This window comes from Pseudomonadota bacterium, assembly GCA_030859565.1.
Classification (GTDB): Bacteria; Pseudomonadota; Gammaproteobacteria; order JACCXJ01; family JACCXJ01; genus USCg-Taylor.
The window spans coordinates 1-14,910 of the sequence record JALZJW010000078.1; the positions used below are offsets into that span (position 1 = coordinate 1).

Below are 14,910 nucleotides of genomic sequence, written 5' to 3' on the forward strand. Positions count from 1 at the left end.
ACCTGAACGCTCTGCTCGCAAGGATGCGAACAGGGTATTCCGAAAGCCAGCTCCAGAAACTGGCGGCCTAATCGATACGTGTCCGTATTTATGAAACGAGGTACTAAGCTATTGGAGCCGTTACGTCGCCCGTAAGCATCAACATGGGTCCGCTTACGTACAGCACGATACCTGCTATTCGCAGGTATGTTCACTATGAAATTAAATACCGGTTCGGCACCCAGAAGCGCTTCGATCTATAGGCTTAAACAATCCCGATGCCGTGCAGTTCAATTCAAGCGTACCCTTTTCGCTTGCGTTGTCTATTAAAATACCTTGCTTTTCATCGTTATCTAGTCCTTCCGCTTACTCTCATGATGAAAGTTGCAATTGTTCATGATTGGCTGGTTGTGTATGCTGGTGCCGAGCGCGTATTGGAGCAGCTATTAAACATGTTTCCAGATGCTGATCTCTTTGCCGTGGTCGACTTTCTTCCCGATGGGCTCAGGCATTTTATTCAGCGCAAACCCGTTAGAACGACTTTCATCCAAGCTTTACCGTTAGCAAGAAAGAAATATCGTAACTACCTTCCGTTCATGCCCTTAGCAATCGAACAGTTGGACCTTTCAAAATATGACCTCATTCTATCGAGTTCCCATGCAGTATCGAAAGGGGTGCTCACCGGGCCGGATCAGCTCCACATATCATATGTCCATTCTCCGATTCGGTATGCATGGGACTTGCAGCACCAATACCTCAAGGAGTCGGGACTTGAACGAGGAGGGAGAAGTTGGGTCGCGAGATGGTTGTTACACAAGATACGGCTTTGGGATATTCGCACAGCCAATGGTGTAGACGCGTTCGTCGCTAATTCGCGGTTTGTCGCCCGGCGCATTCGCAAGACCTATCGGCGCGAGGCGACGGTGGTGTATCCTCCCGTTGACGTTGCAAGGTTTACCCTGCAGGAACAGAAAGATGATTTTTACCTCACCGCGTCTCGAATGGTGCCGTACAAGAAAGTCGATTTGATTGTCGAGGCCTTTTCTAAGATGCCGGAGAATAAATTGGTGGTGATCGGTGATGGGCCTGATTTTGATAAGGTAAAACTTACGGCTGGAGGTAACGTCACCCTACTGGGTTACCAAACTTCCGAGGTGCTCATAGACTATATGCAGCGGGCCAAAGCCTTTGTATTCGCCGCGGAGGAGGATTTCGGTATTGCGCCTGTCGAAGCCCAGGCCTGCGGTACGCCCGTGATCGCTTTTGGCAAAGGCGGGGCGCTTGAGACGGTACGGGGCCTCGATCACAAGAGCCCGACGGGGTTGTTTTTTCTTGAACAGAGCGTCCCTGCCTTAATCGAAGCGGTAGAGCGTTTTGAGACCCAGAATTTTATTCCCTCTGTATGCCGTGAGAATGCCCTGCGTTTCGCTCCGGAGCGATTCCGAGAAGAACTAAAGGCAGTAATTGACAAAGAGATACGGTTATTTAAAGGTAGCTTAGCCTAGTTTAAGGTATAAAACACGGTCATCGACGCGCTTCACTCGGAGCGTTTGCGCAACCAGGCGCTGAGCCAAGTCTATGCCACGCTGCTCGACGAAGGGCACCTACCTGTGCTCAGTCCGGACCCTCGATCCTGAATCACGTGCGCGAGGGGCGCGACCAATTGTGCTACCCGAGCTATACCGAACCCGAGACCCAGGCTACCTCTCCGATCTCGGCGTTACCAAGACTCACAGTCTGGGAAGCACTACTCGTTGCGGAAATCAATTGCGTTTCCTATCATAAATGCTGCGGATAAATTCTTACAACGTGTATCACACCAAGAAATCATGATATGCGACATGTTGGCCGGCCTTTGGTGGATCGCTTTCAGCTATATGTACATTTCCATCGGAGAGCATCAAATTCACAAGCGCCTCATGCACAGCAAACCGTTGCCCGCGCGGGTCTATAGAGCCTTCCCTTATATCCTCGATGCGTTCGAAGCCCATGCGATACGTCATCATGCAAGATGGTACAAGGAGTTCGACTACGAGCCCGACGAGATCGGACGCCAGGAAAACCTGCCTATACCCCTCAAGGAAACGGTGTTGATGCTGGTCGCCGCTTTTCCTCTCTGGGCCCCGATATTCTGGGTATCGATTTACGGCGGCGGCATTTTTCTAGCCACGGCACTGGCACACAATCGTTTGTGGAGCATGTTTCATCGCCAGATGCACATTCCGCGGAACGTCTTTTACAAGGATTGGGCGTTTTTCAGGTTCTTGGCTATAAATCATTTCCTGCATCATCAAGATACCCGTCGAAACCACAATGTCGTCTTTCCCTTTGCCGATTTTCTATTTCGCACCAGGGCCAAGCCGACGGGCGCGGACCTACGCGAGTTATTGCGGCTCGGCTATATACCTCCCAGATCAGGAGCTATACGAGCACGTGTCGAACAATGGCGGAAAGCCATTGATCTGCGGCGCGCACAAACCGCCTAAGACGCCGTTGCGAAAGTAGAGGTGCCTTGGGGGGCGCACTTGGATTTAGGGGGCGACGCATGGCGCAGCAGCCAAGATCTCGATGCCCACCGCGCGCAGAAGCTCCGCGGTTTCATAAAGGGGCAGCCCCATCACCGCGGAATAGCTGCCTTCGATACGTTCGATGAAGGCCGCCGCCAGTCCCTGAATCGCATAGGCTCCGGCCTTGCCGAAGGGCTCGCCGGTGGCGACATAAGCCTCGCGCTCCCAGGCCGCAATGGCGCGCAGGTACACACGGGTCACGTTGACCCGGGAGCGGTGGCTCGCCGGGCGGTTCCACGAGCGCCACCGCGGTATAGATATCGTGGTGACGGCCCGATAACGCGGCCAGCATGTTCACCGCGTCGCTGGGGTCGCCGGGCTTACCGAGGATAGCGTCTTCGAGGACCACGGCCGTATCGGCGCCGAGCACCGGGAGCGGATCACGTTGGGCTATGGATCGCCAGCCGGCATGGGCTTTTTCGAGCGCCAGGCGCTCGACGTAGCATGCGGGTGTTTCGAAGCCATTCCAAGTCTCGTCGATGGCCGTGGAAATCGTGACGAATGCAACGCCAAGCTGCCCGAGGAGCACTTGGCGGCGGGGCGATTCGGAGTTCAGATAGAGCGCGGCGCGCACGCTGCCCGATGGTAGGGATGATGTTGCAATAGGCTCCACGCCCGGTAGATTTGCTCGGCGACGATGACGCGCACCAGGGCGTGCGGCAAGGTTAACGCCGACAGCGACCACACGTGGTTGGCCTGTTGCAAGCAACGTCGCGCCAGACCGTCGGCGCCGCCGATCAAGAGGGCGACGTCGTTCGAGGCTTGGGTCCAGGAACTGAGGTGCCGCGCGAGCTCGGGCGTGGTCCAGGCTTCGCCGTGTTCGTCGAGAGCAACGATTCCGGCGCCACCCGGGACTGCCTTCAGCAAGCGCGAGGCCTCCTCCTCGCGCACGTGATGCGGATCCGCGCTAGCGTGACGGCGCGTTGCTCTTATCTCGACCAGCCCGAGCCGGCAACTCGGCGGGAGTCGCTTCGCATATTCCTCGAACGCGGCTTTCACCCACGCCGGTACGCGATGCGTGACGCAGAGGAGGTGGATGCGCATGGAGAAGCCGCAGCGGTCTACGGCGTGGGTCATCAGGAAACCGCGGGGTGGGTGCCCGAGAGGGGCTTGCGGCTCTCTTCGACCGGGCTCCAGAGTTTTTCCAACTGATAGAAGTCCCGGGTCGCGGGTTGCATCGCGTGTACGACCACATCGCCGAGATCGACCAAGACCCATTCGGCTTGGCCCTCGCCCTCGATTCCGAGGGGTTTGATTCCCGCGGCGCGCGCCGCGTCCACGACCTTGCCGGCCATGGCTTTGACCTGGCGGTTTGAGCGGCCGCTGGCGATCACCATGAAATCGGTGATGCCGGTCATCTCGTGTACGTCGAGAACCTCGATATCAAAGGCTTTGATGTCTGCTAATGCCGTGGTTACGAGATCGGCGAGTTGTTGGGGATTCATAGAATATTAGCGGTTCTGTAAAGACCGTAGCGGTGGATCAATTGCAGCACCGGTTCCGGTAGCAAAAAATGCACGTTACCTCCGGCGGCGATGCGTTTACGAATGCCGGAGGCGGAGATCTCGATCACCGGGATCGCGGCGAAGTAGACGCGGCCGGCGCGAGCTCGATGCAGGTCCTTGGGATCGCCGGTTCGGTGCCGCTCCAAGAATTCGGATAATACGGCAGGGGTCGAGGGGGCGGCGTCGAGGCGATGAGCGACCGCGATATGGGCGAGCTCGATGATCTGCTCCCAGTGGCGCCAGGTGGCCAGACTCAGGAATGCGTCCATCCCGAGAATCAGGCACAGCGGAACCTCGGCGTGCTCGCGGCGGAGCTCGGCGAGTGTGTCCACGGTATATGAAATCCCCTGGCGCTGGATCTCCCGGTCATCGGCGAGCAGTGTCCCTTGACCCTCGATCGCGGCCAGGATCATCCGCAGGCGCAGCTCGGGACGGGCGATCGGCGGCTCTCTGTGCGGCGGGGCATGCAAGGGTAGCAGGCGTACGGCCGCCAGCTCGAGCGCGGTGGCCATTTCCAGCGCCAAGCGCAGGTGGCCATGATGGATGGGATCGAAGGTGCCTCCGAGGATGCCTACGGCCGTCATCCGCGGTTACTTGCGAACGTGGCCGTCTCCGATCACGATAAACTTCTGCGACGTGAGTCCTTCGAGGCCCACCGGCCCGCGGGCGTGGAGTTTATCGGTGCTGATCCCGACTTCGGCGCCGAGCCCGTATTCGTAGCCATCGGCGAAACGGGTCGAGGCGTTCACCATCACGGAGCTGGAATCGACCTCGCTAAGAAACCGGCGGGCGCGGGTGAGATCTTCGGTCACGATGGCGTCGGTATGCTGGGAGCCGTAGCGGCGAATGTGGTCGATCGCCTGGTCGAGATCGCGCACCACGCGCACGGCGAGGATCGGTCCCAGGTACTCCGCATACCAATCATCCTCGGCGGCCGGGACCGCATAAGGCAACAGGCGACAGGTGATTCGGCAACCCCGCAGCTCCACGCCTTTCTCCCGATACATCGGGCCCAAACGCCCGAAGGCGTCCGGCGCCACTGCTTCGGCTACCAGCAAGGTCTCCATGGCGTTGCAGGTGCCGTAGCGCTGGGTCTTGGCGTTGATAGCCACGGCGACCGCCTTGTCGAGATCGGCGCGCTCGTCGATATAGACGTGACACACCCCGTCGAGGTGTTTGATCACGGGAACGCGCGCCTCTTCGCTGATGCGCGCGACGAGTCCCTTACCCCCGCGCGGCACGATCACATCGACGAAGTCCTTCATGCGCAGAAGCTCGCCGACCGCGGCGCGATCCGTGGTCTCGATGAGCTGCGCGGCATCGTGCGGCAGCCCGCTGGCGGCCAATCCCTCATGGACGCAGGATGCGATGGCCTGGTTTGAATGCAAGGCCTCGGAGCCGCCGCGCAGGATCACGGCGTTCCCAGATTTCAGGGTCAGACCCGCGACGTCGGCGGTAACGTTCGGACGCGACTCATAGATGATGCCGATGACCCCCAGCGGCACCCGCATGCGCCCGACCTGAATCCCCGAGGGGCGGTATTGCAAGCCGGTGATCTCGCCCACGGGATCCGGCAGAGCGGCGATTTCGCGCAACCGGGCCGCCATCGCCCGCACTCGCGCCGGGTTGAGTTCCAATCGATCGAGCAATGCGGTGTCCAACCCGGCGCCGGCGCCGGCCGCCAGATCCCGCCCATTGGCCTCAATCAGCGCTTGCTGGTTGCTTTCAATGGTTTCGGCGATGCCGGTCAGGGCCGCGTTCTTAAGCGCGGTCGCGGCACGGGCCATCGCCCAGGACGCAGCGCGCGCGCGGCGCCCGACGTCCTGCATGTAAGCTTGAATGTTTAAGGGCTGAGGAACCGCCATGCGCTTGCTGAGCTAGTCTAAGACACTACGCCGGCGCCATCTCTAGGCTTGGGGCGGTCTATCCTCACCAACTGAAGAGCACCCATTGAGGCACCACGAAATCCGAGTAGATTGCGCTCATATTGGTTTCCATGCGCCCGTCCCCGTCTTGGTCGAGCAAGTAATAGGGTCTACCCACGGCGGGGATAACCTTGACCATGTAAAGATTTCCGTTCAGGCGATATTCCTCGATGATCGCGTCTTTCTTTTGGATGATCCGAATGTCCGGCTCAAGGGATTCGCCGCTTTGAACCGGCTCGGGAGGGGGCGGGGCGGCTTCCGGCAGCGGTTCCAAACTCGCGGGCGGTTCCGCGGCGATCACTTGCGCCGCGAAAAAAATTCCCAAGGCCAATAGCCTCATTGTCTGCATATTCTTAGCGTTCTAGCCCTGATTGCCGTCTGTGCTCGGCGGATTGTAGCACACGGGGCGCAGGTACCCGCTAATACGTTTAAGGACGCCCGTGATGGGCGCATTGCGTGCGGCTCATAAGTGCATGAGCATTTCTTGCTCTTCCGCCGAGAGCGCGAACCCGCGATGTTCGTAATGCCGGAAGATCGCATCGACCACCTCGCGCGGATCATCTACTACCTCAAACAGGTCAATATCCGTAGCGTCAATGGTGGCTTCGCCGACCAAGGTACTCTTGAACCACTCGATCAAGCCGCGCCAAAAGTCGCTTCCGACCAGGATGATCGGGATCTTCCGCGTCTTGCCGGTTTGGACCAGTGTCAAGATCTCGGCCAGCTCATCCAGGGTGCCGAACCCGCCCGGCAGCACCACATAGGCTGAAGCGTATTTGACGAACATCACCTTGCGGGGGAAGAAATGGCGAAAATTCAGGGTGATATTTTGGAAGGCGTTACCGCGCTCTTCCCGTAGTTGCATGTTGAGCCCGATGCTCGGTGAGCGACCCGCGTAGGCGCCCTTGTTCGCGGCCTCCATGATCCCCGGTCCCCCTCCGGTGACCACGGAGAAACCCGCGTCCGATACGCTATATCCGATCTCTTCGGCCAGCTTGGAATAGGGATGCTCGGCGCCGAAACGGGCGGACCCGAAGATGCTGACCGCGGGCCGGATCGCGGCCAGCCGCTCGAATCCCTCGACGAACTCTGCCATGATTTGGAACACCTTCCATGATTCGCGCACGAGCGCCGAATCGTTGATGGGCGCGAGCGCCGGGTGGCCGGCTTTGACGTTCTTATTCATAATGAACTATCAGCAGACTTTTCACACAGACACCATGGCCGAAGAGCTCTTAGTTCTGGTTGACGGTTCCTCTTATCTGTACCGTGCGTTTCACGCCCTGCCTCCGCTGAGCACCTCGCGGGGAGAACCGACGGGGGCCATTCACGGGTTTATCGCCATGCTGCGCCGGCTGCTGAAAGACTATACACCGAACTACCTGGCCGTGGTATTCGATGCCAAGGGCAAGACCTTTCGCGATGAAATGTATCCCGCTTACAAGGCGCACCGGCCCCCTATGCCGGAGGAGTTGCGGCTTCAGGTCGAGCCCCTGCACGCGGTCGTACGCGCCATGGGTGTCCCGATGCTGGTGATCGAGGGCGTCGAGGCCGACGATGTCATCGGGACCTTGGCGGTACAAGCGGCCGAGGCCGGTCTTCGCACCCTCATCGCAACCGGTGATAAGGACTTCGCGCAAATGGTTAGCGAGTTGGTGGGCCTAGTGAACACGATGGACAATAGTGTCATGGATCCCCAAGGCGTCGAGCGCAAATTCGGGGTCCCGCCCGCGCTCATCGTGGATTACTTAAGCTTGATCGGAGATAAGATCGACAATGTCCCCGGGGTGTCGAAGGTCGGACCCAAGACCGCCGTGGCATGGCTAAAGCAGTACCGCTGTCTCGATAACCTGCTTGCCCATGCCGGGGACATCAAAGGGACATTGGGGGATAACCTGCGCGCGAGCATGCAGCAGCTTGCCCTTTCCAAAAAGCTGGTCACGATCGCCTGCGCGGTCCCCCTCGATGCCACACCTAGGGACCTTAAGCCGCGGCCCCAAGACAACGAGACGCTGAAAGCGCTTTTCACCGAGCTTGAGTTCAAGACCTGGTTGAACGATCTCCTGGAAGAGGCATCCCGGCCCGAGCCGCTGGGCGAAGCCGCCGGCTATGAAACGATCTTGGACCGTGGACACCTCGATCGATGGATAGAGCGGCTCAGGCATGCGGAGCTTATCGCCTTTGATACCGAGACCACTAGTTTGGACTACATGCAGGCACTGCTGGTGGGCGTCTCGTTTTCCCTCCAAGAGGGGGAAGCGGCCTATGTACCGGTCGGTCATGATTATCCGGGCGCGCCTCTGCAAATATCGCGTGAGGAGGTGCTCGAGGCGCTCCGGCCGATCCTCGAGGACCCCCTGCGGCCGAAGCTCGGCCACAATCTCAAGTACGATATGAGCGTATTGGCGAACCACGGCGTGGAGTTGCGTGGGATCCGCTGTGACTCGATGCTGGAATCCTATGTCCTCGATAGCACCGCCACCCGCCACGATCTGGATTCCCTGGCACTCAAGTACCTGGGTGTGCGCACGATTCTATTTGAGGACGTGGCGGGTAAGGGAACTCACCAGCTCAGTTTCAATCAGGTGCCTGTCGATCGAGCCGCGACCTATGCCGCGGAAGATGCGGAGGTGTGTTTGCGGTTGCACCAAACGTTCTGGCCGCGGCTCGCCGAAGAGTCCGGGTTGCGCCGGCTCTATGAAGAGATGGAAGTGCCGCTGGTGCCGGTCTTGTCGCGCATGGAACGCAACGGTGTTCAAATCGATGCGGAAATGTTGCGCGAGCAGAGCCGGGCCTTGGGCCGGCGGCTGTTGGAAGTCGAAGCCGAGGCGCACGCGCTCGCGGGCGAGCGCTTCAATCTCGATTCGCCGAAACAGATCCAGGAAATTTTGTACCACAAGCTCGGTTTACCCGTTAGGGCCAAGACACCCACGGGGCAGCCCTCCACCGGCGAGCCGGTGCTCCAGGACCTAGCCATCGAGTATCCCTTACCGCGATTGATACTCGAATATCGTGGCCTCGCGAAACTGAAAACAACTTACACGGACAAGCTTCCCCGGCAGATCGATGCGCGCACCGGACGGGTGCATACGAGCTACCATCAGGCCGTGGCCGCGACCGGACGCCTGTCATCCTCGGACCCGAATCTCCAAAATATACCGGTGCGCACCGAGGAGGGGCGGCGCATCCGGCGGGCTTTCGCGGCGCCGCCCGGCCAGCGCTTGGTGGCGGCTGACTACTCACAAATCGAGCTGCGGATCATGGCTCATCTTTCGGGTGATCCGTTGCTGCGGCAAGCCTTTGCGACCGGACAGGATGTTCATCGCGCCACCGCCGCGGAGATCTTCGGGCTCAAGCCCGAGATGGTCGGCGCCGAGCAACGGCGTGCGGCCAAGGCCATCAATTTCGGCCTTATCTACGGTATGTCCGCTTTCGGGCTGGCCCGCCAGCTTGGGATCGATCGCGGCGCGGCCCAGGACTATATCGATCGCTATTTTTCACGCTATCCAGGAGTAAAAGCTTTCATGGAAGAGATCCGTGTACGCGCCCGACGGCAAGGCTACGTCGAGACGGTCTATCACCGCCGCCTGTATCTACCGGAGATCAATTCCAGAAATACCCAGCGCCGCCAGTACGCGGAACGCACGGCCATCAACGCCCCGATGCAAGGGACCGCCGCCGATATCATCAAGCGGGCGATGATCGAGGTCGATCGCTGGCTCCACGGCGAGGGGATCCCGGCCAAGCTCATCATGCAGGTCCATGACGAGCTGGTGCTCGAAGCCGCGGAGGAAGCGGTCGAGCAGGTGCGCGCGAGGCTCGCGAGCATCATGGCAGGGGCCGCGGAGCTCGCGGCGCCCTTGGTGGTGGATATCGGCGTGGGCGCTAACTGGGACGAAGCGCATTGATCCCAAGAGCTAGCTAGCGACGTAGCGCCAGCGAGCGCAGGACGATCGCGGCGCAGTCGCACCCTGGCTTATTATCCAGCCTAGTGTTAAAACCACTCGCGAGCCGGAGTCGGAACGGGTCCGTTGGAACTAATCCATAAAGCGGGAAGCTCTCATGCCGAGAAGGATAGCGCAACGGCTGTAACCATCAAGTGTTGCCGCTTAACCAGCGTATCAATGATTCGATGGCTGGCCCGACTCGAACTAAATCCGTGCTGTCTAGTTCGTAGCAGGGCACGCTCAGCACGATCCGCACCGCTGCATCAAGACCATCCCCGGAATGCGCCAAGGCGTTTAGTGCGTTCGCATATAAACGCACGGCTGCCTCGGCGCTTCCGACTTCGCGTAAAAGCGCCTTTGCGCCAACGTCGCCCCGACGGTGAATAAAGAACACGGCGGCGAGCGGAACAGGTTCAGATAATGCCGTCGCCGGAAGGAAGCCGGTTGGGATACGAATGGTGTTCAGGGTGCGAATCGCTTCCTTAGGTAGTTTGAACGGTTCCGGCGGTTCAGCCTTAAGACATAGGGCATGCGGATACGGCATAACTTGCAGTGTGACCAAGTCGAAAGGTGCAAGCTCGTCGCTGAGATAGCGGAAACCCGCATGCAGTAGCGCCAGCGTTAGCGTGGATTTCCCAGTACCCGAGGGCGCCGCGAGGACCACCGCCTTGCCGTCCCGTTCGACCACCGCCGCATGCACAAAAAACAGGTCGGGCCTCTGATACTGCAGCTCCATGGTGAGATCCTTTTCGAACAAAAATAAAAAATCTGAATCATTCCGCGATATTAGAGTGCATGCCCCTGCCCTGGATATGCATAAGGATCCCTCAGCGTGCCCCCGCTCGACCCGATAAGAGATCGCTGGGACGGAAGCGCAAGCCGTGGCCGCCATTCGCCCGTATCCGGCCACAAGTAACCGATAGGCTTTTCGATCAAGACAGGATATCTGGACCGTGCGCCCACAGACTGACAGGACGATCTCCTTCCTGGCAGCGGCGCCGTGTTTAAGTTGCTTAGTCACGTTAAGAAGCGAAAAAAGGCTCAACGGCCCACCTAATCACATGCCCAACTCACTTTGTCGCCAACGGGCGACGATTATTCGGGGGATCGCGCTTAGGTGATCCCGTCCTGTTATCCGGTCCTGGCAATGTCTTGTGTTGCCAGGACCGGTGATGAATTTTAGGTTTAGGGTTTATCCTGGAGGCGTTACGGGCCTTACGCGAGCTGCTTTTTGGCTCTGCGTAGCTTGCGTATCTTGGCTCTGCGTATCTTGGCTCTGCGTATCTTGGCCTTGCGCATCTTGAGGCGCAACTTATTCAACCTCGTCCTGCTCTTCTTGACGGGCAGAGTCTCGCCGCTTCCAGCACCGCTAAGACCGCTCCCGCTTTCGCTCTTGGGTGTAACAGGGTAGGGATCCGATCCCGATGCCACCTCGTTCTTACGGGGATAAGAACCAGATCCCGACGCCGCGAACGATGGCACGGCGGCCAATGTCAAAATCGCAGGAGCGACGTAGGCTGTGGTCTTTAGAAAACTTCGTTTTGAGACATCATGGTCTTTCATCGCGCACCTCCTTGTTCAGTAATTACTATGGCTCGATACGAGCCGATTCGAACTTGATCCGAAACGGAACCGATCTCTGCCTCCCTTAGGCTTGAGACGCGGTATTCCCATTCGCTTCCAAGAGCCCGAGCGTGGCAAAATCGCTCACCGTCCGGGTTACGTCGGCTTCCGCGGCGGAGAATGGTATGCCATACTCCTCCGTGAGCGACCGACCGATGTCCGGCAGCGAATGGCTACCGTCACAATGCTTCCAGACATGCGCCGCCGTTTCATTGAGTTGATGAATCTTTTCCGAATGCCGGTCAAGCACCACGACCTCATTGGCCACCTCTCGGTACAACAGATCAGACCTGCGCACTGGGCAGTTAACGGCAGTAACATCCATAGAATAATCCTCAGCCTAAATTCGTTAGGGCAATACGCATGCCACAGGCGGCGCGGATTCTAAGCCTATTTCGTGCCCTCGCCCAAGACCGCCGAGACCTGGAGTTAGCGGCGTTCGACGACCAGACCCTATCCTGGGCCCTAGACGTTGGTATCGGGCCGTTACTGCTTCGAACTGCAGATATTACCCGGCAAAACGCGGCGCCATCCACCCACCGGATGGCCCTTCTGTCTGCCGACCTCACTGCGCGCGTCCTTTGCGGAATGCTCCTCGATGCTACCGCAGAGATCCTCGATTCTGCGTCCGAGAATGCCCACGCGATTACCCTACTTAAAGGCATTTCAATCTGCGAGGACCTCTACCCAGAGCCCCATCTGCGCACGATGGGCGACATCGACCTCCTGGTCGAACCCGGCATGCAAAGGTCGATTGAGTGTCTTCTGTACAAACTCGGCTACCGTCAACGCTCTGAAAATCCTCCAGAGTTCTACGTGAACCATCATCACAGCATGCCCTTCTACCATCTTGAGCGTCCTATCTACATCGAAGTCCATACCTCCCTCTTCCCTGTGCAGATGACGGTCGCGCGCGACAAGGTGTTCTTGCCAGAGTATGTGAGGCGCCAGCGTGTTTCCTTTCTGTTCCGCGGACACTCCGCGCGACGGTTGCGACCTGAATTGCAGCTTGCATATATATGCTCGCACATGGCAGAACGCTTGACCTGGTCACGCGAGCCATTGGCGTTTATTGATCTGATATTGCTCCTCCGCAAGTACGGCACCATACTCGACTGGAAAAATATTTTGTCTTTTCTGGAGGGTACAGTCGCTGCCAGCCATACCTATGTGATGTTGAGTTATTTGAGCAACCACGGATTGGCCACAATTCCTCTGGATGTTTTGGAGGTTCTAAAGACAACCCAAAAATGCGTGAATGGGATTGCGCTGTCACAATTGCATCGGATCATCGACCGTTATCTACTGCGGCGCCCACTATTCACCTCCGTGGCTACCACGCAAACCGTAGGTATCACGTGGGACACACTGCTCAGCCCCAGACACCCGTTGCTTAATCTCTTGCATGTGCCTTGGAACATACTGTTCGTACCGAATCATCCTGAACGTTTCTCGGCGACCTTTCAGATACGAAGGCTTCGGTCCGTCTTAAGGCGCGTCCTCCGCGCAGCGTCCGAGTGACGCCGCGCCCGTTTGCTCACGAGCGCTGGGCGTACCCGAGCTTGTCTCGGGTTAAGCGGGCAGGCCACCAAGGCGGCATGGGCGATGCGCCTACCGATGCACTGGCGATCGAGAATTCCGATCTCGATTTCGGCCATGTTCAGCCAACTGGCGTGCTTGGGTATGTAGTGGAACTCAACCCTCCGCATGGCGATACCTCCATCGGAATACCCTCGCCATGATAGTTGTGTTATTTACGTGTCACAATACTAGAGTATGTTTCGTGTGGCGCATCAAAACTTCCAATCGCTTGCACACCGATCCAGCTTGCCTGCATAACCGCCCAGGTGGCAGATGCCATCGCTAGTGCTAGAGCCGTTACGGGTACCAACGTCTTTTTCATTGCAAACCTCCTGACACTGACAAAAGATACTTGCGTAGATTTGTTTTTTTAGTTAAAAGTTATTGAAATGGCCGCTAGTTGTCGAACCGCCGCTCGAGGTATTCTTTTAACGCCACCGCATGATTGCACTTCGCGTCTTTTGCGGAAAAGATAAACGTTATTCGACCGGCTCTAACCATTTCTAGAAGTTCTTTAACCTCTTCAGCATGCTCATCTAGCTCTCGAAAATAACGGCGTTTGAATTCGGCCCATTTCTCCCGATCGTGACCAAACCACTTGCGCAGCTCGGTGCTTGGCGCCAAGACCTTGAGCCACGCGTCGATCTGCAATTGGTCCTTGCTGATTTTATGTCCCGTATGATATCCGCGGCGACATCGCCCGCCGCGTAGATGTCTGGATGACTGGCGCAAAAAAACTTATTTTCCCTGCCATAGCCCTAAGTCAATTTTTTGTGTTACACAAACGAAAAATATGCAAGGATAATATGCGTATTAGTCATACAAAAAAATGTTGGCAAAGGTGTGGGTCATGGATATCGAGTTATCCCGAACTTTCTCAAAGTGATCGAGGCTGGCAATTTCGTGAGCGCCGCCGATGGCGTCTTTTTTACTGCGCACTAGCCTAGGCTTATGACGATCGAGGTCGATTTCCTGCTCATCGGCGGCGGGCTCGCCAGCGCAACCGCCGCCAAGACTCTGAGAGAGCAAGGGGCCGATGGCTCCGTGGCCATCATCGCCGCGGAACCGCTCCTCCCGTATCATCGCCCGCCGCTCACCAAGGGCTTCTTGTTGGGCAAGCAAACGCGGGAGAGCCTTCCGGTCCTCAAAGATGGTTACTTTCGGGATCAGGACGTACAGGTCTTGCTTGATACGCGGGCCCTCAGCATCGAGCCCGAGCATAGATGTGTGCGCACCGACCGCGCCGGTGATTTCAAATACCGGAAGCTCCTCATTGCGACGGGTTGCCGCCCGCATCGAATCGAGGCCCCGGGCGCCGAGCTGCCCGGGGTCTTTTATTTGCGTACGCTCGCGGATGCCCTGGACTTGAAGCAAGCCATGGCGGGCGCCAAACGGGCCGCCGTGATCGGATCGAGCTTCATCGCGATGGAGCTTGCGGCCAGCTTCGCCGAGCAGGGGATCGAAACCACGCTCATCGCCCGCGAAGACCGGCTCTACAGTCGGCTCGATTCGCCCGAGGTCTCGACCTTCTTCGCCGGCTACTACCGCGCCCGCGGCGTCGCGATCCTCTTTAACGAGACGGTCAAGGCCTTTACCGGGCGGGGGCGGGTTCAGCGCCTGATCACAAGCTCTGGAAAGAAGATCGCTTGCAATCTCGTCGCGGTGGGTATTGGCGTCGATCCCGATCTCGGGTTTATCGCAGGCAGCGGTATCAAGCTCGAACACGGAGTTTTGGTCAACCAATACTTGGAGACAAGCCGCACCGGCATCTACGCCGCGGGCG

The 14,910-nt window shown here is 58.2% G+C and carries 16 protein-coding genes and 2 pseudogenes; 5 read left to right on the plus strand and 13 right to left on the minus strand.

What is annotated here, in order from left to right; all coding sequences use genetic code 11:
- Positions 1-356: 356 nt before the first annotated feature.
- Both M3436_12365 and M3436_12370 read left to right on the plus strand, forming a co-directional pair.
- A complete protein-coding gene (locus M3436_12365; GenBank protein MDQ3564894.1) occupies positions 357-1,484 on the plus strand; it encodes a glycosyltransferase family 4 protein in 1,128 nt (375 codons plus the stop codon).
- A 336-nt stretch (positions 1,485-1,820) separates the two neighbouring features.
- The gene (locus M3436_12370; GenBank protein ID MDQ3564895.1) at positions 1,821-2,465 is read left to right on the plus strand and encodes a hypothetical protein; all 645 of its coding nucleotides are present in this window, start codon (positions 1,821-1,823) and stop codon (positions 2,463-2,465) included.
- A gap of 45 nt (positions 2,466-2,510) precedes the next feature.
- Here M3436_12370 and M3436_12375 read toward each other — a convergent pair.
- The 7 genes and pseudogenes from M3436_12375 to M3436_12405 all read right to left on the minus strand — a co-directional run bounded on the left by M3436_12375 (position 2,511) and on the right by M3436_12405 (position 7,162).
- Positions 2,511-3,120: pseudogene (locus tag M3436_12375) on the minus strand (Maf family nucleotide pyrophosphatase).
- Complete coding sequence (gene rlmH, locus M3436_12380) at positions 3,099-3,590, minus strand: 23S rRNA (pseudouridine(1915)-N(3))-methyltransferase RlmH (protein ID MDQ3564896.1); 492 nt, start codon at positions 3,588-3,590, stop codon at positions 3,099-3,101. The pseudogene M3436_12375 and the gene rlmH overlap by 22 nt, the downstream one beginning before the upstream one ends.
- A 32-nt stretch (positions 3,591-3,622) precedes the next feature.
- Positions 3,623-3,991 (minus strand): ribosome silencing factor, encoded by a 369-nt coding sequence (rsfS, locus tag M3436_12385; GenBank protein ID MDQ3564897.1) that lies wholly within the window; start codon positions 3,989-3,991, stop codon positions 3,623-3,625.
- Positions 3,988-4,635 (minus strand): nicotinate-nucleotide adenylyltransferase, encoded by a 648-nt coding sequence (gene nadD, locus M3436_12390; protein ID MDQ3564898.1) that lies wholly within the window; start codon positions 4,633-4,635, stop codon positions 3,988-3,990. The genes rsfS and nadD overlap by 4 nt, the downstream gene beginning before the upstream one ends.
- Before the next feature lie 6 nt (positions 4,636-4,641).
- Positions 4,642-5,916, minus strand: coding sequence for a glutamate-5-semialdehyde dehydrogenase (locus M3436_12395; protein ID MDQ3564899.1), 1,275 nt, complete (start codon positions 5,914-5,916; stop codon positions 4,642-4,644).
- A gap of 64 nt (positions 5,917-5,980) precedes the next feature.
- Positions 5,981-6,316 carry a DUF2782 domain-containing protein gene (locus tag M3436_12400; protein MDQ3564900.1) on the minus strand — a complete coding sequence of 112 codons (336 nt, stop codon included), beginning with the start codon at positions 6,314-6,316 and terminating at the stop codon, positions 5,981-5,983.
- A gap of 123 nt (positions 6,317-6,439) precedes the next feature.
- The gene (locus M3436_12405; GenBank protein ID MDQ3564901.1) at positions 6,440-7,162 is read right to left on the minus strand and encodes a TIGR00730 family Rossman fold protein; all 723 of its coding nucleotides are present in this window, start codon (positions 7,160-7,162) and stop codon (positions 6,440-6,442) included.
- A 34-nt stretch (positions 7,163-7,196) separates the two neighbouring features.
- Between M3436_12405 and polA the strand changes: the two genes are divergently transcribed.
- The gene (gene polA / locus M3436_12410) at positions 7,197-9,884 is read left to right on the plus strand and encodes a DNA polymerase I (GenBank protein ID MDQ3564902.1); all 2,688 of its coding nucleotides are present in this window, start codon (positions 7,197-7,199) and stop codon (positions 9,882-9,884) included.
- A 187-nt stretch (positions 9,885-10,071) separates the two neighbouring features.
- Here the strand turns inward: polA and M3436_12415 are convergent, their stop codons facing one another.
- From M3436_12415 to M3436_12425, 3 genes are all read right to left on the minus strand, one after another.
- Entirely contained in the window at positions 10,072-10,659 is a 588-nt protein-coding gene (locus M3436_12415) for a hypothetical protein (GenBank protein MDQ3564903.1), read from the minus strand.
- 479 nt (positions 10,660-11,138) lie between these two features.
- Positions 11,139-11,486, minus strand: coding sequence for a hypothetical protein (locus M3436_12420; protein ID MDQ3564904.1), 348 nt, complete (start codon positions 11,484-11,486; stop codon positions 11,139-11,141).
- An 85-nt stretch (positions 11,487-11,571) separates the two neighbouring features.
- Positions 11,572-11,871 (minus strand): PqqD family protein, encoded by a 300-nt coding sequence (locus M3436_12425; GenBank protein ID MDQ3564905.1) that lies wholly within the window; start codon positions 11,869-11,871, stop codon positions 11,572-11,574.
- A 38-nt stretch (positions 11,872-11,909) separates the two neighbouring features.
- Here M3436_12425 and M3436_12430 point away from each other — a divergent pair, with 38 nt between their 5' ends.
- The gene (locus M3436_12430) at positions 11,910-13,067 is read left to right on the plus strand and encodes a nucleotidyltransferase family protein (GenBank protein ID MDQ3564906.1); all 1,158 of its coding nucleotides are present in this window, start codon (positions 11,910-11,912) and stop codon (positions 13,065-13,067) included.
- Here the strand turns inward: M3436_12430 and M3436_12435 are convergent.
- The 3 genes and pseudogenes from M3436_12435 to M3436_12445 all read right to left on the minus strand — a co-directional run bounded on the left by M3436_12435 (position 13,010) and on the right by M3436_12445 (position 13,778).
- Positions 13,010-13,255, minus strand: a pseudogene (locus tag M3436_12435) (transposase). The gene M3436_12430 and the pseudogene M3436_12435 overlap by 58 nt on opposite strands.
- Positions 13,256-13,296: 41 nt before the next feature.
- On the minus strand, positions 13,297-13,449 hold the full coding sequence (locus M3436_12440) for a hypothetical protein (GenBank protein MDQ3564907.1): 153 nt from the start codon (positions 13,447-13,449) through the stop codon (positions 13,297-13,299).
- Between the two features lie 74 nt (positions 13,450-13,523).
- A complete protein-coding gene (locus tag M3436_12445) occupies positions 13,524-13,778 on the minus strand; it encodes a DUF488 family protein (GenBank protein MDQ3564908.1) in 255 nt (84 codons plus the stop codon).
- Between the two features lie 300 nt (positions 13,779-14,078).
- Between M3436_12445 and M3436_12450 the strand changes: the two genes are divergently transcribed.
- Positions 14,079-14,910, plus strand: an 832-nt coding sequence (locus tag M3436_12450; GenBank protein ID MDQ3564909.1) for an NAD(P)/FAD-dependent oxidoreductase, incomplete at its 3' end; no start/stop codon positions are given.

Excerpts from the sequence above, each read along its gene's own strand:
- M3436_12365 (MDQ3564894.1), top strand. The coding sequence starts at position 357 with ATGAAAGTTGCAATTGTTCATGATTGGCTGGTTGTGTATGCTGGTGCC.
- M3436_12370 (MDQ3564895.1), top strand. The coding sequence starts at position 1,821 with ATGTTGGCCGGCCTTTGGTGGATCGCTTTCAGCTATATGTACATTTCC.
- rlmH (MDQ3564896.1), bottom strand. The coding sequence starts at position 3,590 with ATGCGCATCCACCTCCTCTGCGTCACGCATCGCGTACCGGCGTGGGTG.
- rsfS (MDQ3564897.1), bottom strand. The coding sequence starts at position 3,991 with ATGAATCCCCAACAACTCGCCGATCTCGTAACCACGGCATTAGCAGAC.
- nadD (MDQ3564898.1), bottom strand. The coding sequence starts at position 4,635 with ATGACGGCCGTAGGCATCCTCGGAGGCACCTTCGATCCCATCCATCAT.
- M3436_12395 (MDQ3564899.1), bottom strand. The coding sequence starts at position 5,916 with ATGGCGGTTCCTCAGCCCTTAAACATTCAAGCTTACATGCAGGACGTC.
- M3436_12400 (MDQ3564900.1), bottom strand. The coding sequence starts at position 6,316 with ATGAGGCTATTGGCCTTGGGAATTTTTTTCGCGGCGCAAGTGATCGCC.
- M3436_12405 (MDQ3564901.1), bottom strand. The coding sequence starts at position 7,162 with ATGAATAAGAACGTCAAAGCCGGCCACCCGGCGCTCGCGCCCATCAAC.
- polA (MDQ3564902.1), top strand. The coding sequence starts at position 7,197 with ATGGCCGAAGAGCTCTTAGTTCTGGTTGACGGTTCCTCTTATCTGTAC.
- M3436_12415 (MDQ3564903.1), bottom strand. The coding sequence starts at position 10,659 with ATGGAGCTGCAGTATCAGAGGCCCGACCTGTTTTTTGTGCATGCGGCG.
- M3436_12420 (MDQ3564904.1), bottom strand. The coding sequence starts at position 11,486 with ATGAAAGACCATGATGTCTCAAAACGAAGTTTTCTAAAGACCACAGCC.
- M3436_12425 (MDQ3564905.1), bottom strand. The coding sequence starts at position 11,871 with ATGGATGTTACTGCCGTTAACTGCCCAGTGCGCAGGTCTGATCTGTTG.
- M3436_12430 (MDQ3564906.1), top strand. The coding sequence starts at position 11,910 with ATGCCACAGGCGGCGCGGATTCTAAGCCTATTTCGTGCCCTCGCCCAA.
- M3436_12440 (MDQ3564907.1), bottom strand. The coding sequence starts at position 13,449 with ATGAAAAAGACGTTGGTACCCGTAACGGCTCTAGCACTAGCGATGGCA.